This window comes from Streptomyces sp. RerS4 (genome assembly GCF_023515955.1).
Taxonomy (GTDB): Bacteria; Actinomycetota; Actinomycetes; order Streptomycetales; family Streptomycetaceae; genus Streptomyces.
Map to the genome: position 1 here is coordinate 3,633,665 of NZ_CP097322.1, position 16,448 is coordinate 3,650,112.

Sequence of the window (16,448 nt, forward strand, 5' to 3'; positions counted from 1 at the left end):
CGCGCTCCTACTGCTTGACCTCATACGCCTGCTTCTCGACGAGCTTGCCGTCCTTGAAGCAGAACCGGTAAACCGCGTCGGTGGTCAACTCGTCCGTCTCCTCGGTCGACAGCAACACCAGGCACTCCGTGCCCTCGGGGCGCGGCGGGCCCTTCCGGTCCAGGCCCGCGGTCAGGATGCTGTCACCGTTCGGCAGCTCGTCCCGGACCGACTGCTCCGACTGCCCCACCCGGATCTGGTCGTACGCCTCCGGGCTGACGATGGCCTCGTTCGCCGAGCTCACTATCAGGGCCACGCCGGCCCCCATGACGATGACCAGCAGCACCAGCGCGGCGACCGCGATCCCGCACCCCATCGCCACACCGCCGGCCCTGCCGCGCCCCGGAACCGTCAGCTCCCGGTTCACCGCCGCCCAGTCCGTCGCCGCCGTCGCGCGGGCGTGCGGCCACTGCCCGAAGTCGTCGGCGACCTCCTCGACGACCCCGGCCGGTTCCGTCCCGTACGGCAGCACGCCCGCCACCCGGAACCCGCCGCCCTCGACGTCGCCCGCGTGCACCATGCCGCCGACCAACCGGGCCCGTTCCCGCAGTCCGGTCAGGCCCTGACCGCCGGAGACCACCTCGCCCGCGCCGGATCCGGCCGCCGGTCCGTTGGCGATCTCGACCACCAGCGCGTCGTCCTCGTAGCGCAGCTCCACGGTGATCGCCGCGCCCGGCGCGTGCTTGTAGGCGTTGGTCAGCGCCTCCTGCGCGATCCGGAACGCCGCGTGGTCACAGGCCGCCACCAGCGGCCGGGGCCGCCCCGTCGTGGTGAACCGTACGTCGGTCCCCGCGGCCCGCGCCGCCTCCACGATGCCGGTGATCCCGGCCACACCCCGGGCCGCCTGCTGCGCCTCCTCGACGGGCGCGGGCGCGGCGGCCTCCACCCCGTCGCGCAGGATCCCGACCACCTCGCGCAGCTCGTGCATGGCCTCCACGGACGCCTGCCGCAACACCCCCACCACCTCGCGCTGACGAGAGGTCAGCTGCGGGTCCACCTCCAGCGCCCCGGTGTGCACCGAGATCAGCGCCAGCCGGTGGCCCAGGCTGTCGTGCATGTCCTGCGCGATCCGCTGCCGCTCCCGCAGCCGGGCCTGACCTGCCACCATGCTCCGCTCGCGCAGCAGTTGCTCGTTGCGCTCGCCCATCGCGCTCAGCAGGGTCCGGCGCTGGTACCAGTACCGACTGGCCAGACCGGGCATGGCGGTCGCCGCCAGGAACATCAGCGTGGAGAAGACGACCACCAGGACGGGCCGCATCTGCGCCCACTGGTCGACCAGCATCAGCCCGACTTCCACGACGCAGGCCAGCGCGAAGACGCCGAGCGCCCGGCCGACCCCGACGATCCGCCTGCCCGCCGACCAGCCCAGGACGACCGTCACGAGGAACACCCCGGGCAGGAAGGCGCTCGCCGCCGCGCCCGCCACCAACGTGGTGGCCGGCAGCCGTCGCCGCAGCAGGACCAACACCACCACGGACAGGGCCCCGAGGGTCATCGTCGCGCCGGAGGAGTTGCTCAGTTCATCGACGCCGACGCCCAGCAGCACCAACACGGTGATGATCGTCAGGTCCCCGACCAGGGCTCCACGGGTCCAGACCTCGGGTCCCGTCAACCACTCCCGGCCCGCGCGCATCCTCGACTTGGCATCCACCCGACCGACCCTAGACATCCGCACCGGCCGCCGGCCGCCCACTTTCGTCGCGCCCCGCACGACGAAAGTCGCACCGCCGACACTCCACCGGGCCGCCAACACCCCACGGGGAAAACCAAGAAGCCCCGATCCGTTTCCGGATCGAGGCTTCTTCGATGTGGGCGAGGGGGGATTTGAACCCCCACGTCCCGAAGGACACTGGCACCTGAAGCCAGCGCGTCTGCCGTTCCGCCACTCGCCCGAGTAGCTCTCCAGCGGTTCTTCCCTTGCGGGCCGTTCCCCTGGCGACATCGGAACATTAGCACGTCGGACGGGGTGGATTCACATCCGTTTTCCCGGCCCCCTCCACCCGACCTCGGGGCGGCCCCTCCCGCACTCCCTCCCGGGTGCGGGACACTGTGACGGGAGCACCCCTACGATCCCTTGTGAGGACCAACACTCCTGTGCGCGGGACCGAAGGGGAACCAGCCGAATCCGCCACGCGTGGATACGATCAGTAAGCAGTACAGGGCGACAACGACGGAGGAGGTGCCCCATGGGAGTTCTGAAGCGGTTCGAGCAGCGACTCGAAGGTCTGGTGAACGGCACCTTCGCCAAGGTCTTCAAGTCCGAGGTCCAGCCGGTGGAGATCGCCGGAGCCCTCCAGCGGGAGTGCGACAACAACGCCACCATCTGGAACCGCGAGCGGACCGTCGTACCCAACGACTTCATCGTGGAGCTCAGCAGCGGTGACTACGAGCGTCTGAGTCCCTACTCCGGCCAGCTCGGCGACGAGCTCGCGGGCCTCGTCCGCGACTACGCCAAGCAGCAGCGCTACAGCTTCATGGGCCCCATCAAGGTCCACCTGGAGAAGGCCGACGACCTCGACACCGGTCTGTACCGGGTCCGCAGCCGCACGCTGGCCTCCAGCACCTCCCAGTCGGCGCCGCAGTCCCCCCAGGGTCAGCAGCAGGGCGGCGGCTACGGCTACCCGCCCGTCGGCGCCCCGCCCATGCCGCCCGGACCGCCCCCGGGGGCACCCGGCGCCGGCGCCCCGGCGGCTCCCGGCGGCTCCGGCACCACCCGCCGCTGGATCGAGATCAACGGCACCCGCCACCAGATCTCGCGCCCCACCCTCGTACTCGGCCGGAGCACCGAGGCCGACGTGCGGATCGACGACCCCGGCGTATCGCGCCGGCACTGTGAGATCCGGACCGGAACACCCCCGACGATCCAGGATCTCGGGTCCACCAACGGCATCGTGGTGGACGGACAGCACACCACCCGCGCTACGCTCCGCGACGGCTCGCGGATCGTCGTGGGCAGCACCACCATCATTTACCGGCAAGCCGAAGGGTGAAGCGGGGGCAATGTCAGAGCTGACCCTGACGGTCATGCGGTTGGGTTTCCTGGCCGTTCTGTGGCTGTTCGTCATCGTGGCCGTTCAGGTCATCCGCAGCGACCTCTTCGGTACGCGCGTCACACAGCGCGGCTCGCGCCGCGGCGGCGCGACCGGAGCTCCGCAGCAAAGCGGCCGCCAGGCCGCTCCACCCCAGCAGCGCCAGCGCCGCGGTGCGCCGACCAAGCTCGTGGTCTCCGAGGGCACCCTCACGGGCACCACCGTCGCCCTCGCGGGGCAGACGATCACGCTCGGCCGCGCACACGATTCGACGATCGTGCTGGACGACGACTACGCCTCCAGCCGGCATGCCAGGATCTACCCCGACCGTGACGGCCAGTGGATCGTCGAGGATCTCGGGTCCACCAACGGCACGTATCTCGACCGGACCCGGCTGACCACCCCGACGCCCATTCCGCCGGGCGCCCCGATCCGCATCGGCAAGACCGTCATCGAGCTGCGGAAGTAGTACGAGAATGAGCGAGCGGAGCGAGCGCGCGGCGGCGATCCGTCCCACCGAGGACACGGACACCCGCACGCTCCCGACCGGAGGGTGGGCAGTGTGGCTCGAGACCGGTTGTACCCGGAGCCGACCGGCGAGGTGCGCATGAGTCTGTCCCTGCGATTCGCCGCCGGATCTCACAAGGGCATGATCCGCGAGGGGAACGAGGACTCCGGCTACGCCGGCCCCCGCCTCCTCGCCATCGCCGACGGCATGGGCGGCCAGGCCGCCGGTGAAGTCGCCAGCTCCGAGGTGATCTCCACCCTCGTGCAGCTCGACGACGACGTCCCGGGCTCCGACATCCTCACCTCGCTCGCCACCGCCGTGCAGCGCGCCAACGACCAGCTGCGCGTCATGGTCGAGGAGGACCCCCAGCTCGAAGGCATGGGCACGACCCTGACCGCCCTGCTGTGGACCGGTCAGCGCCTCGGTCTCGTCCACGTCGGCGACTCGCGCGCCTACCTGCTCCGCGACGGCGTCCTCACTCAGATCACCCAGGACCACACGTGGGTGCAGCGCCTCGTCGACGAGGGCCGCATCACCGAAGAGGAAGCCACCACCCACCCGCAGCGCTCCCTGCTGATGCGCGCGCTGGGCAGCGGGGACATCGTCGAGCCCGACCTCTCCATCCGCGAGGTCCGCGCCGGCGACCGCTACCTGATCTGCTCCGACGGGCTCTCCGGCGTCGTCTCCCACCAGACCCTGGAGGAGACCCTCGCCGACTACCACGGCCCCCGGGCGACCGTGCAGTCCCTCATCCAGCTCGCGCTGCGCGGCGGCGGCCCCGACAACATCACCTGCATCGTCGCGGACGTCCTCGACACCGACAGCGGCGACACCCTCGCCGCCCAGGTCAGCGACACCCCGGTGGTCGTGGGCGCGGTCGCCGAGAACCAGCACCAGCTCTTCGACGGCGGCAACGCCATGCAGACCCCGGCCGGCCGCGCCTCCGGGCTCGGCCGCCAGACCCCGCCGCCGCCCGGCGCCTTCGGGCCCCCCGGCAGCGGCGAGGCCCCCGGCTACGGATACCCCGACCAGCAGGGCCAGGGCACGTACGGCAGCTTCGGCGAGGCCGACGGCTACAACGGCTACGAGGCCGACGCCGAGTACGACGACACGTACGACCACCCGCGCAAGCGCCGCGGCAAAGGGCGCAAGTGGACCACCCGGACGCTGATCCTGCTGCTCGTCGCCGGTGTCGTCGGCGGCGGGCTCTACGCGGCACACCGCTGGACGCAGACCCAGTACTACCTCGGCGTCAAGGGTGACCACGTCGCGCTGTACCGCGGCATCAGCCAGAACCTGGCCTGGATCCACCTCTCCCAGGTCCAGACGGACCACCCGGACATCGAACTGAAGTACCTGCCGTCCTTCAAGCGCAAGCAGGTCGAGGCCACCATCAGCGAAAGCAGCCTCGACGGAGCCCGCAAGAAGATCGACGAGCTCGGCACCCAGGTCTCCGCCTGCAAGAAGGACGAGGCCCGCCGCGCCGCCGAAGCGCAGAACAACCAGATGCCCGGCCCCGTCCTGACTCCGGCGGAACAAGCCGTCGTCGGCCAGTGCGAGAAGCAGTAGACATACGCGGGCACAGGGGGCCTGCCACACCATGAGCGTTGTCACCAACACGACCACCATCGGCGCCATCGAGGCGCCGAGCCGGCGGAACACCGAGCTCCTGCTGCTCGCCTTCGCCGTGGTCATCCCGATCTTCGCCTACGCCAACGTGGGCCTGTCGATCCACGGCGAGCTGCCCCCGGGCATGCTGACCTACGGACTCGGCCTCGGCGTCCTCGCCGGCATCGCCCACTTCGTCGTACGCCGCTACGCCAAGTACGCCGACCCGCTGCTGCTGCCGATCGCCACCCTGCTCAACGGTCTGGGTCTCGTCCTCATCTGGCGCCTGGACCAGTCCGAGCGCCTCCAGAAGCTCGCCAAGCGCAGCTTCGGCGCCTTCTCGGAGTCCGCGCCGCGCCAGATGATGTACACGGCGCTCGCGATCGCGCTGTTCGCGGTCGTGCTGCTGGTCCTCAAGGACCACCGCGTGCTCCAGCGGTTCACGTACATCTCGATGGCCGGCGCCCTGATCCTGCTGATCCTGCCCGTGATCCCGGGTCTGGGCGCGGACGTCTTCGGCGCCAAGATCTGGATCAGCGTCGGTGGGTTCTCCATCCAGCCCGGCGAGTTCGCGAAGATCGTCATCGCGGTCTTCTTCGCGGGCTACCTGATGGTCAAACGCGACGCCCTGGCCCTGGCCAGCCGCCGCTTCATGGGCCTCTACCTGCCGCGCGGCCGCGACCTCGGCCCGATCCTGATGATCTGGGCGATGAGCCTGCTCGTCCTCGTCTTCGAGAACGACCTCGGCACCTCGCTGCTCTTCTTCGGCATGTTCGTGATCATGCTGTACGTGGCCACCGAGCGGACCAGCTGGATCGTCATCGGCCTGCTCATGTCGGTCGGCGGCGCCGTGGTCGTCGGCACCTTCGCCAGCCACGTCAAGGCCCGTGTCACCGCCTGGCTCGACCCCTTCGCCTGCTACGCCACGTCCGGTGCCTGCGAGCAGGTCGGCCAGTCGATCATGAGCTTCGGCTCGGGCGGCGTCCTCGGCACCGGCTGGGGCCAGGGCAACTCCGACCTCATCGGCTTCGCCGCCAACTCCGACTTCATCTTCTCCACCGTCGGCGAGGAACTCGGCCTCACCGGCGTCATGGCCTTCCTCCTGCTCTACGGCCTGATCATCGAGCGCGGCGTCCGTACCGCCCTCGCCGCCCGCGACCCCTTCGGCAAGCTCTTCGCCATCGGGCTGTCCGGCGCCTTCGCCCTGCAGATCTTCGTGGTCGCCGGCGGCGTCATGGGCCTCATCCCCCTCACCGGCATGACCATGCCCTTCCTCGCGTCGGGCGGTTCCTCCGTCCTGGCGAACTGGGTGCTCATCGCCATCCTCATCCGGATCAGCGACACCGCACGCCGTCCCGCCCCGGCCCCCGCCCCGTCCCCCGACTCCGAGATGACCCAGGTGGTCCGCCCGTCATGAACAAGCCCCTGCGCCGCATCTCGCTGTTCTGCGGGCTGCTCGTCCTCGCGCTGCTGATCCGGACCAACTGGCTGCAGTACGTCCAGGCCGAGGAACTCAGCACCCGCAAGGAGAACCGCCGGGTCCTGATCGCCCAGTACGCGTCCGAGCGCGGCAACATCATCGTTCAGGGCCAGCCCATCACCGGGTCGGCCGAGACCGACGGCAGCGACTTCAAGTTCAAGCGGACCTACACCGACGGCCCCCTGTGGGCGCCCGTCACCGGCTACGCCTCCCAGGTCTTCGGCTCCACCCAGCTGGAGAACATCGACGACGGCATCCTCACCGGCAACGACGACCGGCTGTTCTTCGACCGCACCATCGGCATGTTCACCGGCGAGAAGAAGCAGGGCGGCAACGTCGTCACCACCCTGAACGCCGCCGCCCAGAAGGCCGCCTTCAACGGGCTCGGCAACCGCAAGGGCGCCGTCGCCGCCATCGACCCGCGCACCGGCGCCATCCTGGCCCTGGCGAGCACCCCGTCCTACGACCCGTCCAGCTTCGCCGGCTTCTCCGAGGCCGACGGCAAGGCCTGGGCCGACCTGAACGCCAGCCCGGACAAGAACCTGGTCAACCGCGCCCTGCGCGAGACCTACCCGCCGGGCTCCACCTTCAAGGTGGTCACCGCCGCCGCCGCGCTCGAAAACGGCGTCGTCACGGACATCAACGCGCCGACCGACACCCCCGAGCCGTACATCCTGCCCGGCACCCGCACGCCGATGGTCAACCACGCGAGCGGCTGCGAGAAGGCCACCCTCAACTTCGCGCTCCAGGTGTCCTGCAACTCCGTCTTCGCGAACCTGGGCGACAAGGTCACCCGCGACAAGATGGTGCAGACCTCCGAGAAGTTCGGCTTCAACAACACCGTCGACACCCCGGTGCGCGCCTTCGCCAGCGTCTACGACAAGACGATGAGCCGGGACGGCAACGCCCAGAGCTCCATCGGCCAGTTCAACACCGCCGCCACCCCGCTCCAGATGGCCATGGTCTCCGCCGCCATCGCCAACGACGGCAAGCTGATGAAGCCGTACATGGTCGACCAGCTGCAGGCGCCCAACCTCGACGTGATCGAGAAGCACGAGCCGCAGGAGATGAGCCGCCCGCTCTCCGCCGCGAACGCGCAGAAGCTCCAGCAGATGATGGTCAACGTCGTCGAGAAGGGCACCGGCACCAACGCCAAGATCAAGGACTTCGTGGTCGGCGGCAAGACCGGTACCGCCCAGCACGGCGAGAAGAACGCCAAGCGCCCCTACGCCTGGTTCATCTCCTACGCCGAGACCCCGGACGGAACCTCCCCGGTCGCCGTCGCCGTCGTCATCGAGGACAGCGCCGCGGACCGTGAGGACATCAGCGGCGGCGGCCTGGCCGCGCCCGTGGCGAAGGCGGTCATGGAAGCCGTGCTGAAGAACAAGGGATGAGAAGCGGAGACAGGATCCGAGCGCTCGGTACCGGTCCGATATCAGCCTGTGGTCACGAACGGATCACCGTCGATCGGCCGGTAGCCTTGCCGCGAACAGCACACCGCCGGACCACACACGGGTGCGGTCGGGACTGACGGAGAGGGCTGCAACGTTATGGAAGAGCCGCGTCGCCTCGGCGGCCGGTACGAGCTGAGCCACGTGCTCGGCCGTGGTGGCATGGCCGAGGTCTACCTCGGTCACGACACCCGGCTCGGCCGTACCGTAGCCGTCAAGACCCTGCGCGCCGACCTCGCCCGCGACCCGTCCTTCCAGGCCCGGTTCCGCCGCGAGGCCCAGTCGGCCGCGTCGCTCAACCACCCGGCGATCGTCGCCGTGTACGACACCGGCGAGGACTACGTCGACAACATCTCCATCCCGTACATCGTGATGGAGTACGTCGACGGCTCGACCCTGCGTGAGCTGCTGCACTCGGGCCGCAAGCTGCTGCCCGAGCGCACCCTGGAGATGTGCATCGGCATCCTCCAGGCCCTGGAGTACTCGCACCGCGCCGGCATCGTCCACCGTGACATCAAGCCCGCCAACGTGATGCTCACGCGCACCGGCCAGGTCAAGGTCATGGACTTCGGCATCGCCCGCGCCATGGGCGACTCCGGCATGACGATGACGCAGACGGCCGCCGTCATCGGCACCGCCCAGTACCTCTCCCCGGAGCAGGCCAAGGGCGAGCAGGTCGACGCGCGCTCCGACCTGTACTCCGCCGGCTGCCTGCTCTACGAGCTGCTCTGCGTGCGCCCGCCGTTCGTCGGGGACTCCCCGGTGGCCGTGGCGTACCAGCACGTGCGCGAAGAGCCCCAGCCGCCGTCGAACTTCGACCCCGAGATCACGCCCACGATGGACGCCATCGTCCTCAAGGCGCTGGTCAAGGACCCCGACTACCGCTACCAGTCCGCCGACGAGATGCGGGCCGACATCGAGGCCTGCCTCGACGGCCAGCCCGTCGCGGCGGCCGCCACCATGGGCGCCGCCGGCTACGGCTACCCCGACCAGGGCGGCTACGGACACCAGGGCTACGACCAGCCCACCACCGCCCTGCGTTCCCCCGACGCCGGCCAGACCTCCATGCTCCCGCCGATGCCGCCGGGCGGCGACGGTGGTTACGGCTACGGGGACCAGGGCCACGGCGGCTACGACCAGGGCCACGGCCGTCGCCAGCCGAAGAAGAGCCGCGCCTCGACGGTGCTTCTGGTCATCGCGGGCGTCCTCGTCCTCGTCGGGGCGATCCTGATCGGGCGCACCATCTTCGAGCAGACCGCCGACAACCGGCCCAACGTGCCCAAGCTCATCGGGCAGACGTTGGAATCGGCGACGCAGAGCGCCGTGAACATGAACCTGAAGGTGGAGAAGGAAGCGGACGAGCCCTGCGCGGACCAGCCCAAGGGCCGGATCTGCTCGCAGAACCCCGCCCCGGACACCAAGGTCGACGAGGGTTCCACGATCAAGGTCAAGGTCTCCTCGGGCGCCCCCAGGGTCGCGGTCCCCGACGTCATGAAGCTGAAGTTCGAGTCCGCCGAGGCCGAGCTGAAGAACAAGAAGTTCCAGGTCGAGAAGAAGCTCGTGGAGTCCGCCGACGCGACTCCCGGCACGGTCATCGACCAGAACCCGAGGAGCGGTGCCGAGGCCGAACAGGGCTCCACCGTCGTCGTCAGCGTGGCCAAGGAGCCGTCCAAGAGCGTCGTGCCGGACCTCACCGGCAAGACCAAGGAGCAGGCGGTCAAGGCCCTCCAGGACGTCAGGCTGAAGCTGGGCAGCACGACCGAGGTCGACTCCCCCGGGGCGCCGCCGAAGACGATCGTCCAGCAGCAGTACGCGCCCGGCACGGAGCTCGCCAAGGACACCGTGGTCAACGTCAGCATCGCCAAGGCGGCCACCGCGCCGACCGCGGTACCGCTGCTGACCGGGCGGACCGTCGCCCAGGCCAAGGACGACCTCAAGCGGGCGAACCTGAACTTCGGCGCGGTCCTGTCGGGGCCGACCGACGACAACGCCGTCGTGATGAGCTCCGACCCCGCAGCGGGTACTCCGCAGCCGGCGGGCACGGTCGTCAACGTCACCACCATGGCGGGCGGCGGCGGCCAGCAGAACGGCGGCAACAACGGTGGCGGCTTCTTCGGAGGCCTCACCGGCGGCCGCTGACCCGACAGCCCGCACGTTTCACGTGAAACAGGCCCGACCCCTGGAAACACCGAGCAGGGGTCGGGCCTGATTTTCGTGTGGGGCCTGTTTCACGTGAAACAGGCCTCGCGTCAGCGCAGCTCCGCCGGCAGGGTGCGCTTGTCGTCCACCTTCTCCGTCCGCACCAGCTCGCCCCACACCACGTAGCGGAACTTCGAGGTGTAGACCGGCGTGCAGGTCGTCAGGGTGATGTAGCGCCCCGGAGCGGTCTTGCCCGATTCCTTCGGGACGGGGTTGATGACGTCCACGTTGTACTTCGAGGTCTGCTTCAGCTCGGCGAAGACCTTGTAGACGTACCAGGTGTCGCGCGTCTCGAAGACGATCGCGTCCCCGTTCTTCACCTTGTCGATGTTGTGGAACTTCGCGCCGTGCCCGTCACGGTGGGCGGCGAGGGCGAAGTTGCCCTTGGCGTCCCAAGGCAGCGCCGACTTCACCGGCTCCGTGTAGTACCCGGCCACGCCGTCGTCGAGGACGTCCGGCGCGGTGCTCTCCTTGACCAGTACCTCGCCGTTCTTCATGGCCGGTACGTGCAGGAAGCCGATGCCGTCCTTGGTGTCGAGGGCGCCGGGCTGCGCGGGCGTGCTCGCGGCGGGGGAGGGGCTCTGCCACCGCTGGCGGACCTCGTCGCCCCGGGCGGAGGCCTGTCGGTCGGCGAGGACGTTCGTCCACCACAGGGAGTAGGCCACGAACAGGCCGAGGACCAGGCCCACCGTGATCAGCAACTCCCCCAGCAGGCTCAGGAAACCGGCGATCAGGCTGCGATCGGCGGGCGGGGGTGCCTTGCGGCGGCGGGCACGGGACACTGCGGATTCGTCCTTACGGGCTGTTCAACGCGGGCGGGGCGCCCTGACTGCGGGGGCGTTCCTCGATCATCCTGCCCCATACGATCATCCGGTAGGTGCTCGTGAACTCGGGGGTGCAGGTCGTGAGCGTGATGTAGCGGCCTGGCCCGGTGAATCCCGAACCCTCCGGCACCGGCTTGATCACGGAGACGTTCGCCGGCGAGGTCTGCGGCAGCACCGAGGTCATCTCGTACGTGTAGTACGCGTCCCGCGTCTCCACGACGATCGGATCGCCCGGCACCAGCCTGTTGATGTAGCGGAACGGCTCCCCGTGGGTGTTGCGGTGTCCGGCCACCGCGAAGTTGCCCTGCTTGTCGGCCGGCATGGCCGTCTTGAGCGCCCCCTCGCCGTAGTGGCCGACCATCCCCCGGTCGAGCACCTTGGGCTTGCTGATGCCCTCCGCCACGGGCACCTTCACGTCCAGCTTCGGGATGTACAGGATGGCGAAGCCCTGCCCCGGCTCGAAGGCCGTCACCGGTGGTGCGGCGGCCGCGTCCGGCGGTCTCTCCCAGGTCTGTCGGAGCGAGCCCGCCGCCCCGTCCGCGGTCCGCTCGGCGAGCAGGTTCGTGTACCAGAGCTGGTAGGTGACGAACAGCAGCATCACCACTCCGACGGTGATGAACAGTTCCCCGAGCGCCCGGCTCAGCACCACCACCGGGCCGCCCGAGCGCGGACGGCCGCGCCGGCGGCCCCCGCCGCCGCGCCTGCGCGTCCGCGCGTGGGAGCGCTTCGCGGCGGCCTGCGCCGCCTTGCGCCGCGCGGCCCGCCCCTCGCTGGGCGCGGACGGCGCGACCGTCGTCACGCGACGGCCTTGCCCACCACCGGGGCCAGCCCCACCGACCGCTCGACGGCTCCGGTGTCACCGCAGCGCACGAGCCAGTTCGCGAGCATCCGGTGACCCCACTCGGTCAGCACCGACTCGGGGTGGAACTGCACGCCCTCGACGTCGTACTCCCGGTGGCGCAGGCCCATGATGATCCCGTCCTCCGTGCGCGCGGTGACCTCCAGCACGTCCGGGAGGGTCTGCGGCTCGGCGGCGAGGGAGTGGTAGCGGGTCGCGGTGAAGGGAGAGGGCAGACCGGTGAAGACACCGAGGCCCTCGTGGACCACCGGCGAGGTCTTCCCGTGCAGCAGCTCGGGGGCCCGGTCCACGACGCCTCCGTAGGCCACCGCCATGGACTGCATGCCGAGGCAGACGCCGAAGACGGGGACGCCGGTGCTCGCGCAGTGGCGGACCATGTCGACGCAGACGCCCGCCTGCTCCGGGGTACCCGGGCCCGGCGACAGCAGGACGCCGTCGAAGCCGTCCTGGGCGTGCGCGAGCTCGACCTCGTCGTTGCGCAGCACCTCGCATTCGGCGCCGAGCTGGTAGAGGTACTGGACCAGATTGAAGACAAAGCTGTCGTAGTTGTCGACAACCAGAATGCGCGCGCTCACGGAGTGGCTCCCGATCCCTCGTCCACCGTCACGTCGTTGAAGGGGAGCAGCGGCTCGGCCCACGGGAAGACGTACTGGAACAGCACGAACACCACCGCCAGGACCAGTACGAGAGAGATCAGCGCGCGTACCCACGCGTTTCCCGGCAGGTGCCGCCAGATCCAGCCGTACATTGCGTCCGCTTTCCTCTTCGTCCACGATCGTCCCTCGCACCGCGGAGGCGGTACCGCAACAGCCTAAAGGCAGCGGCCGCGCCGGGTGGGTCACCTGGGGAATCCCTCGGTCCGGCCCGGTGCGGCGGGGCGGGTTCCGGTCAGTTCCGCCCAGACGACCAGGCGGTGGCTGTGGCCCCACTCGGGGTCGCAGGTGGTCAGCGTCAGGTATTTGCCGGCGGTGGTGAAGGGGGACCTGCGGGGCACCGCCTCGACCACGCCGACCTCGGTGGGCAGGGTGCGCAGCGGCTCGGCCCGGACGGTGTACGTGTACCAGTCGGTCGCGTCGCGGACGATCACGGTGTCCCCGGGGCGCAGCTCGGGGAGGTCCTTGAACGGGTCCCCGTACGTGCGCCGGTGCCCGGCCACGGCGAAGTTCCCGTTGCCCCCGGGGCCGGCGGTGCCCGCGTAGTGGCCGAGGCCCTTCTTCAGCAGCTCGGGGTCGGTGCCCTCCAGGACGGGCTTTCTCCAGTCCGGGCCGAAGCGGGGGACGTACATCTCGGCGAAGGCCTGCCCGGCCGGCCGGGGAGCGGGCGCAGGACCGGGGGCGGGGGCGGGCGCCGCAGCCCCGGCCCCGGCCACAGCCCCAGCCCCGGCCCCAGCCGCCCAGCGGTCGCGCAGCCGGTCGCGCTCGCCGTCCATGGCCCGGTCGGCCTTGACCCCGGTCCACAGCAGCACGTAGGCCACGAACAGCACGATCAGCGTCCCGGCCGTCAGGCACACCTCGCTGAACGTCCGTACCACCAGGCGCAGTACGACGTCAGGGCGCGGCGGACTCCAGCGGCTTCGCATAGTGGAGGTCCACTGTGCCGGAGTAGCCCGGCAGTGTCAGCCGCTTGTCCTCGTCGACTTTCCAGCCGAGCCCGTAGGCGTTGACGTACAGCTGGTAGTTCTGCAGGGCGGGGGAGGCGGCGAGGGCCCTGCGCAACGCGCCCGGGTCACCGACGGCGGACACCTTGTACGGGGGCGAGTAGACGCGGCCCTGGAGGATCAGGGTGTTGCCCACGCAGCGCACGGCGCTCGTGGAGATCAGCCGCTGTCCCATGACCTCGATGCCGGCGGCTCCCCCTTGCCACAGGGCGTTCACGACGGCCTGGAGGTCCTGCTGGTGGATCACGAGGTCGTTGGGCTGCGGCTCGGGGACGCCGGGGACACGCGCGGTGGCGTTCGGCGGCGCGTCGTTGAGGGTGACCGTCAGGCCCTTGCCGGAGAGCTCCTCGGTTCCCGAGGCTGTACGCAAGGCGGCCAGCCGGGCGTCCTCGGCCTTGGTGCTGCGGTCGTCGCGGTCGGCGAGGGCGTCCACCTGCCGGCGCAGGAGCGCGGCGCTCTTCTCCAGCTCGGCGTTGTCGGCGCTGCGCTCGTGGATGAGGTCGGAGAGCTTCAGGAGTGAGGCATCCGTGCGGATGTTCGTACCCTTGGAAGTGTTGAAGCTGGTGACGAAGATCAGGCCGGCGAGGGCGAAGACGGCGGCCGTCAGCAACCGGACCGGTCTGGCCCGGCGACGGGTACCCGCGGAGGAGTCGTCGGAATTGCTCAACGTACCCTTCTCCTTCAACGCCACAGGTCCACTACGCTAACGGACGCCCGGGGCAGGCAAGGTCCCCCAGCGCATCGACAGGAGAGCCCCTCGTGCCGAAGTCACGTATCCGCAAGAAGGACGACTACACGCCGCCGCCGGCGAAGCAGCCGCAGTCGATCAGGCTGACGAACCGCAGCTGGGTCGCCCCGGTCATGCTGGCCTTCTTTCTGATCGGTCTGGCGTGGATCGTCGTCTTCTATGTGACCGACACCCAGCTGCCCGTGGAGGCGCTGGGCAACTGGAACATCGTCGTCGGTTTCGGGTTCATCGCCGCCGGCTTCGGTGTGTCCACCCAGTGGAAGTGACCGCGGAAGCGGAGCGCCGATAGGGCCCGACAAGGCCGGAGCGCAAGCTCTCCCCAGGAGTTATCCACAGCGTCATCCACACCTGAGGAAAAGACAGAAGATCTGTGGATAACTCTGTGGAGAGTTGACGCCGATGTGATCAGGTGAGTGCGGCCGTACGCACCAGGATCAGGGCCGCTGCCAGCAGGAACACCACCACACAGGTACCCACGTGGACCAGTGTCCGCTTCCTGCCGGCAGCCTGCGCGAAGAAGCCCAGCGCGATCAGGGCGCCCGTCACCAGACCGCCGATGTGGGCCTGCCAGGACACCGACCAGCCGCCCCCGAAGGGCACGAAGGTGATCACCAGCATGAGGCCGAGCGTGATCAGGACGGGCCGCATCTCCCAGCGCATCCGACGGGCCAGGACCACGGTGGCGCCCAGCAGCCCGCAGATGGCACCGGAGGCACCGAGCGTCGGCGTGTTCGGCGCGGTCAGCAGGTAGACGAGGGCGCTGCCGCCCAGCCCCGACAACAGGTAGAGGGCGAGGTAGCGGGCGCGGCCGAGGGCCGCCTCCAGCGGACCGCCGATCACCCACAGGGCCAGCATGTTGCCGAAGATGTGCCACCACTCGACATGCAGGAAAACCGAGGTCAGCAGCCGGTGGTACTGGCCGGTGGACACCCCCGCGACGGGCGCCCCGTAGTACTCCACATAGCGGCCGAGCAGCTCCAGCTGCACCGCGAGCCCCGGCATCACGTACGCCGCGAGGAACACCGCGACGTTCAGCCCGATCAGGATCTTGGTGACGAACTGGGGATCGACCGCGACGAGCCCGCCCGCGAGCGTGCGCGGCGCGTTGGCGGTCGCGCCGTGCCCCGTCCCGGAGCCCTCCCGCACGCACTCGGGGCACTGGAAGCCCACCGAGGCGCTGATCATGCACTCCGGGCAGATGGGACGCTCACAGCGGGTGCAGCTGATTCCCGTGTCGCGGTCCGGGTGGCGGTAGCAGCCCGGCAGACGGTCGGTGTCCATCGGTCCCCTCGATCGGCGGCGAGGCAGGGCGTACGCCCCGCCGGTCCGGTACGTAACCAGGACGGACGGGCGGGGCACAAAGGTTCCCGAAAGGTCCCGCGGCGGCCCGGAAGGCCCCCTGCGGGGGGGGTCAGCGCCGCTCGATGGAGACCGACTGGATGATCACGTCGTCCAGCGGCCGCTCGGTGCGCGGGTTGGTCGGCGCGGAGGCGATCTCGTCGACGACCTTCCGGCTCGCGGCCGAGGTGACCTCGCCGAAGATGGTGTGCTTGCGGGTCAGCCACGCGGTGGGGGCGACCGTGATGAAGAACTGGCAACCGTTGGTACCCGGGCCGGCGTTGGCCATGGCGAGCAGGTACGGCTTGTTGAAGGCCAGGTCGGGGTGGAACTCGTCGGCGAACGCGTAGCCCGGACCGCCCGTACCGTTGCCCAGCGGGTCGCCGCCCTGGATCATGAAGCCGCTGATGACGCGGTGGAAGACGGTGCCGTCGTAGAGCGGAGCGGTGGTCTTCTGGCCGTCCGTGGGACGCGTCCACTCGCGGGCACCGGTGGCCAGCTCCACGAAGTTGCGGACGGTCTTCGGAGCGAAGTTCTCCAGCAGCTCGATCTCGATGTCGCCGTGGCTGGTCTTCAGGGTGGCGTAGAGCTTCTCGGCCACGGGTCTGCCTTCCATAGTCATCACTGTCGGTCCCGATCCTCCCACGCAGGGCGGTACGGCACGGAAATCGTCCACCCTTATGCCCTGTCACGCATGCCGGGCGGCGC

General features: G+C 69.9%; 15 protein-coding genes, 1 tRNA gene and 1 pseudogene. 7 read left to right on the forward strand and 10 right to left on the reverse strand.

Features of this window, described 5'->3' with window-relative positions; genetic code table 11:
• Positions 1–7: 7 nt before the first annotated feature.
• Both M4D82_RS16775 and M4D82_RS16780 read right to left on the reverse strand, forming a co-directional pair.
• The gene (locus tag M4D82_RS16775) at positions 8–1,672 is read right to left on the reverse strand and encodes a sensor histidine kinase (RefSeq protein WP_249771886.1); all 1,665 of its coding nucleotides are present in this window, start codon (positions 1,670–1,672) and stop codon (positions 8–10) included.
• Between the two features lie 176 nt (positions 1,673–1,848).
• A tRNA-Leu gene (locus M4D82_RS16780) sits at positions 1,849–1,931 on the reverse strand.
• Between the two features lie 294 nt (positions 1,932–2,225).
• Between M4D82_RS16780 and M4D82_RS16785 the strand changes: the two genes are divergently transcribed.
• The 6 genes from M4D82_RS16785 to pknB all read left to right on the forward strand — a co-directional run bounded on the left by M4D82_RS16785 (position 2,226) and on the right by pknB (position 10,254).
• Positions 2,226–3,029 carry an FHA domain-containing protein gene (locus M4D82_RS16785; RefSeq protein WP_249766828.1) on the forward strand — a complete coding sequence of 268 codons (804 nt, stop codon included), beginning with the start codon at positions 2,226–2,228 and terminating at the stop codon, positions 3,027–3,029.
• Between the two features lie 10 nt (positions 3,030–3,039).
• The gene (locus M4D82_RS16790; RefSeq protein ID WP_249766829.1) at positions 3,040–3,537 is read left to right on the forward strand and encodes an FHA domain-containing protein FhaB/FipA; all 498 of its coding nucleotides are present in this window, start codon (positions 3,040–3,042) and stop codon (positions 3,535–3,537) included.
• A 138-nt stretch (positions 3,538–3,675) separates the two neighbouring features.
• Entirely contained in the window at positions 3,676–5,145 is a 1,470-nt protein-coding gene (locus M4D82_RS16795; RefSeq protein WP_249766830.1) for a PP2C family protein-serine/threonine phosphatase, read from the forward strand.
• Positions 5,146–5,176: 31 nt separating this feature from the next.
• Positions 5,177–6,601, forward strand: a complete 1,425-nt coding sequence (locus M4D82_RS16800) for an FtsW/RodA/SpoVE family cell cycle protein (protein WP_249766831.1) — start codon at positions 5,177–5,179, stop codon at positions 6,599–6,601.
• Positions 6,598–8,058, forward strand: a complete 1,461-nt coding sequence (locus M4D82_RS16805) for a peptidoglycan D,D-transpeptidase FtsI family protein (protein ID WP_249766832.1) — start codon at positions 6,598–6,600, stop codon at positions 8,056–8,058. The genes M4D82_RS16800 and M4D82_RS16805 overlap by 4 nt, the downstream gene beginning before the upstream one ends.
• A 156-nt stretch (positions 8,059–8,214) precedes the next feature.
• Positions 8,215–10,254: a Stk1 family PASTA domain-containing Ser/Thr kinase gene (gene pknB / locus M4D82_RS16810; RefSeq protein ID WP_249766833.1), complete on the forward strand. Its 2,040-nt coding sequence runs from the start codon at positions 8,215–8,217 to the stop codon at positions 10,252–10,254.
• Between the two features lie 110 nt (positions 10,255–10,364).
• On the opposite strand, the gene M4D82_RS16815 is transcribed toward pknB, so the two are convergent.
• From M4D82_RS16815 to M4D82_RS16840, 6 genes and pseudogenes are all read right to left on the reverse strand, one after another.
• Positions 10,365–11,096 (reverse strand): class E sortase, encoded by a 732-nt coding sequence (locus tag M4D82_RS16815; protein WP_249766834.1) that lies wholly within the window; start codon positions 11,094–11,096, stop codon positions 10,365–10,367.
• Positions 11,097–11,109: 13 nt separating this feature from the next.
• Positions 11,110–11,952 (reverse strand): annotated as a pseudogene (locus tag M4D82_RS16820) (class E sortase); the annotation flags it as partial.
• Positions 11,934–12,572, reverse strand: a complete 639-nt coding sequence (locus M4D82_RS16825; RefSeq protein ID WP_249766835.1) for an aminodeoxychorismate/anthranilate synthase component II — start codon at positions 12,570–12,572, stop codon at positions 11,934–11,936. The gene M4D82_RS16825 and the pseudogene M4D82_RS16820, both read right to left, overlap by 19 nt.
• Complete coding sequence (locus M4D82_RS16830) at positions 12,569–12,745, reverse strand: hypothetical protein (RefSeq protein ID WP_030011120.1); 177 nt, start codon at positions 12,743–12,745, stop codon at positions 12,569–12,571. The genes M4D82_RS16825 and M4D82_RS16830 overlap by 4 nt, the downstream gene beginning before the upstream one ends.
• A gap of 90 nt (positions 12,746–12,835) precedes the next feature.
• Entirely contained in the window at positions 12,836–13,576 is a 741-nt protein-coding gene (locus tag M4D82_RS16835) for a class E sortase (RefSeq protein ID WP_249766836.1), read from the reverse strand.
• Positions 13,545–14,321 carry a DUF881 domain-containing protein gene (locus tag M4D82_RS16840; RefSeq protein ID WP_249766837.1) on the reverse strand — a complete coding sequence of 259 codons (777 nt, stop codon included), beginning with the start codon at positions 14,319–14,321 and terminating at the stop codon, positions 13,545–13,547. Before M4D82_RS16840 ends, M4D82_RS16835 begins: the two co-directional genes overlap by 32 nt.
• A gap of 92 nt (positions 14,322–14,413) precedes the next feature.
• Here M4D82_RS16840 and crgA point away from each other — a divergent pair, with 92 nt between their 5' ends.
• Positions 14,414–14,668, forward strand: a complete 255-nt coding sequence (gene crgA, locus M4D82_RS16845; protein WP_249766838.1) for a cell division protein CrgA — start codon at positions 14,414–14,416, stop codon at positions 14,666–14,668.
• A gap of 139 nt (positions 14,669–14,807) precedes the next feature.
• Here crgA and M4D82_RS16850 read toward each other — a convergent pair whose 3' ends face one another.
• Positions 14,808–15,683, reverse strand: coding sequence for a rhomboid family intramembrane serine protease (locus tag M4D82_RS16850; RefSeq protein WP_249766839.1), 876 nt, complete (start codon positions 15,681–15,683; stop codon positions 14,808–14,810).
• Positions 15,684–15,813: 130 nt separating this feature from the next.
• Complete coding sequence (locus M4D82_RS16855) at positions 15,814–16,341, reverse strand: peptidylprolyl isomerase (protein WP_249771888.1); 528 nt, start codon at positions 16,339–16,341, stop codon at positions 15,814–15,816.
• Positions 16,342–16,448: the final 107 nt, after the last annotated feature.

What these genes read in the sequence shown, in the direction of transcription:
- M4D82_RS16775 (WP_249771886.1), bottom strand. Translation starts at nt 1,672, where the DNA reads ATGCGCGCGGGCCGGGAGTGGTTGACGGGACCCGAGGTCTGGACCCGT.
- M4D82_RS16785 (WP_249766828.1), top strand. Translation starts at nt 2,226, where the DNA reads ATGGGAGTTCTGAAGCGGTTCGAGCAGCGACTCGAAGGTCTGGTGAAC.
- M4D82_RS16790 (WP_249766829.1), top strand. Translation starts at nt 3,040, where the DNA reads ATGTCAGAGCTGACCCTGACGGTCATGCGGTTGGGTTTCCTGGCCGTT.
- M4D82_RS16795 (WP_249766830.1), top strand. Translation starts at nt 3,676, where the DNA reads ATGAGTCTGTCCCTGCGATTCGCCGCCGGATCTCACAAGGGCATGATC.
- M4D82_RS16800 (WP_249766831.1), top strand. Translation starts at nt 5,177, where the DNA reads ATGAGCGTTGTCACCAACACGACCACCATCGGCGCCATCGAGGCGCCG.
- M4D82_RS16805 (WP_249766832.1), top strand. Translation starts at nt 6,598, where the DNA reads ATGAACAAGCCCCTGCGCCGCATCTCGCTGTTCTGCGGGCTGCTCGTC.
- pknB (WP_249766833.1), top strand. Translation starts at nt 8,215, where the DNA reads ATGGAAGAGCCGCGTCGCCTCGGCGGCCGGTACGAGCTGAGCCACGTG.
- M4D82_RS16830 (WP_030011120.1), bottom strand. Translation starts at nt 12,745, where the DNA reads ATGTACGGCTGGATCTGGCGGCACCTGCCGGGAAACGCGTGGGTACGC.
- M4D82_RS16835 (WP_249766836.1), bottom strand. Translation starts at nt 13,576, where the DNA reads ATGCGAAGCCGCTGGAGTCCGCCGCGCCCTGACGTCGTACTGCGCCTG.
- M4D82_RS16850 (WP_249766839.1), bottom strand. Translation starts at nt 15,683, where the DNA reads ATGGACACCGACCGTCTGCCGGGCTGCTACCGCCACCCGGACCGCGAC.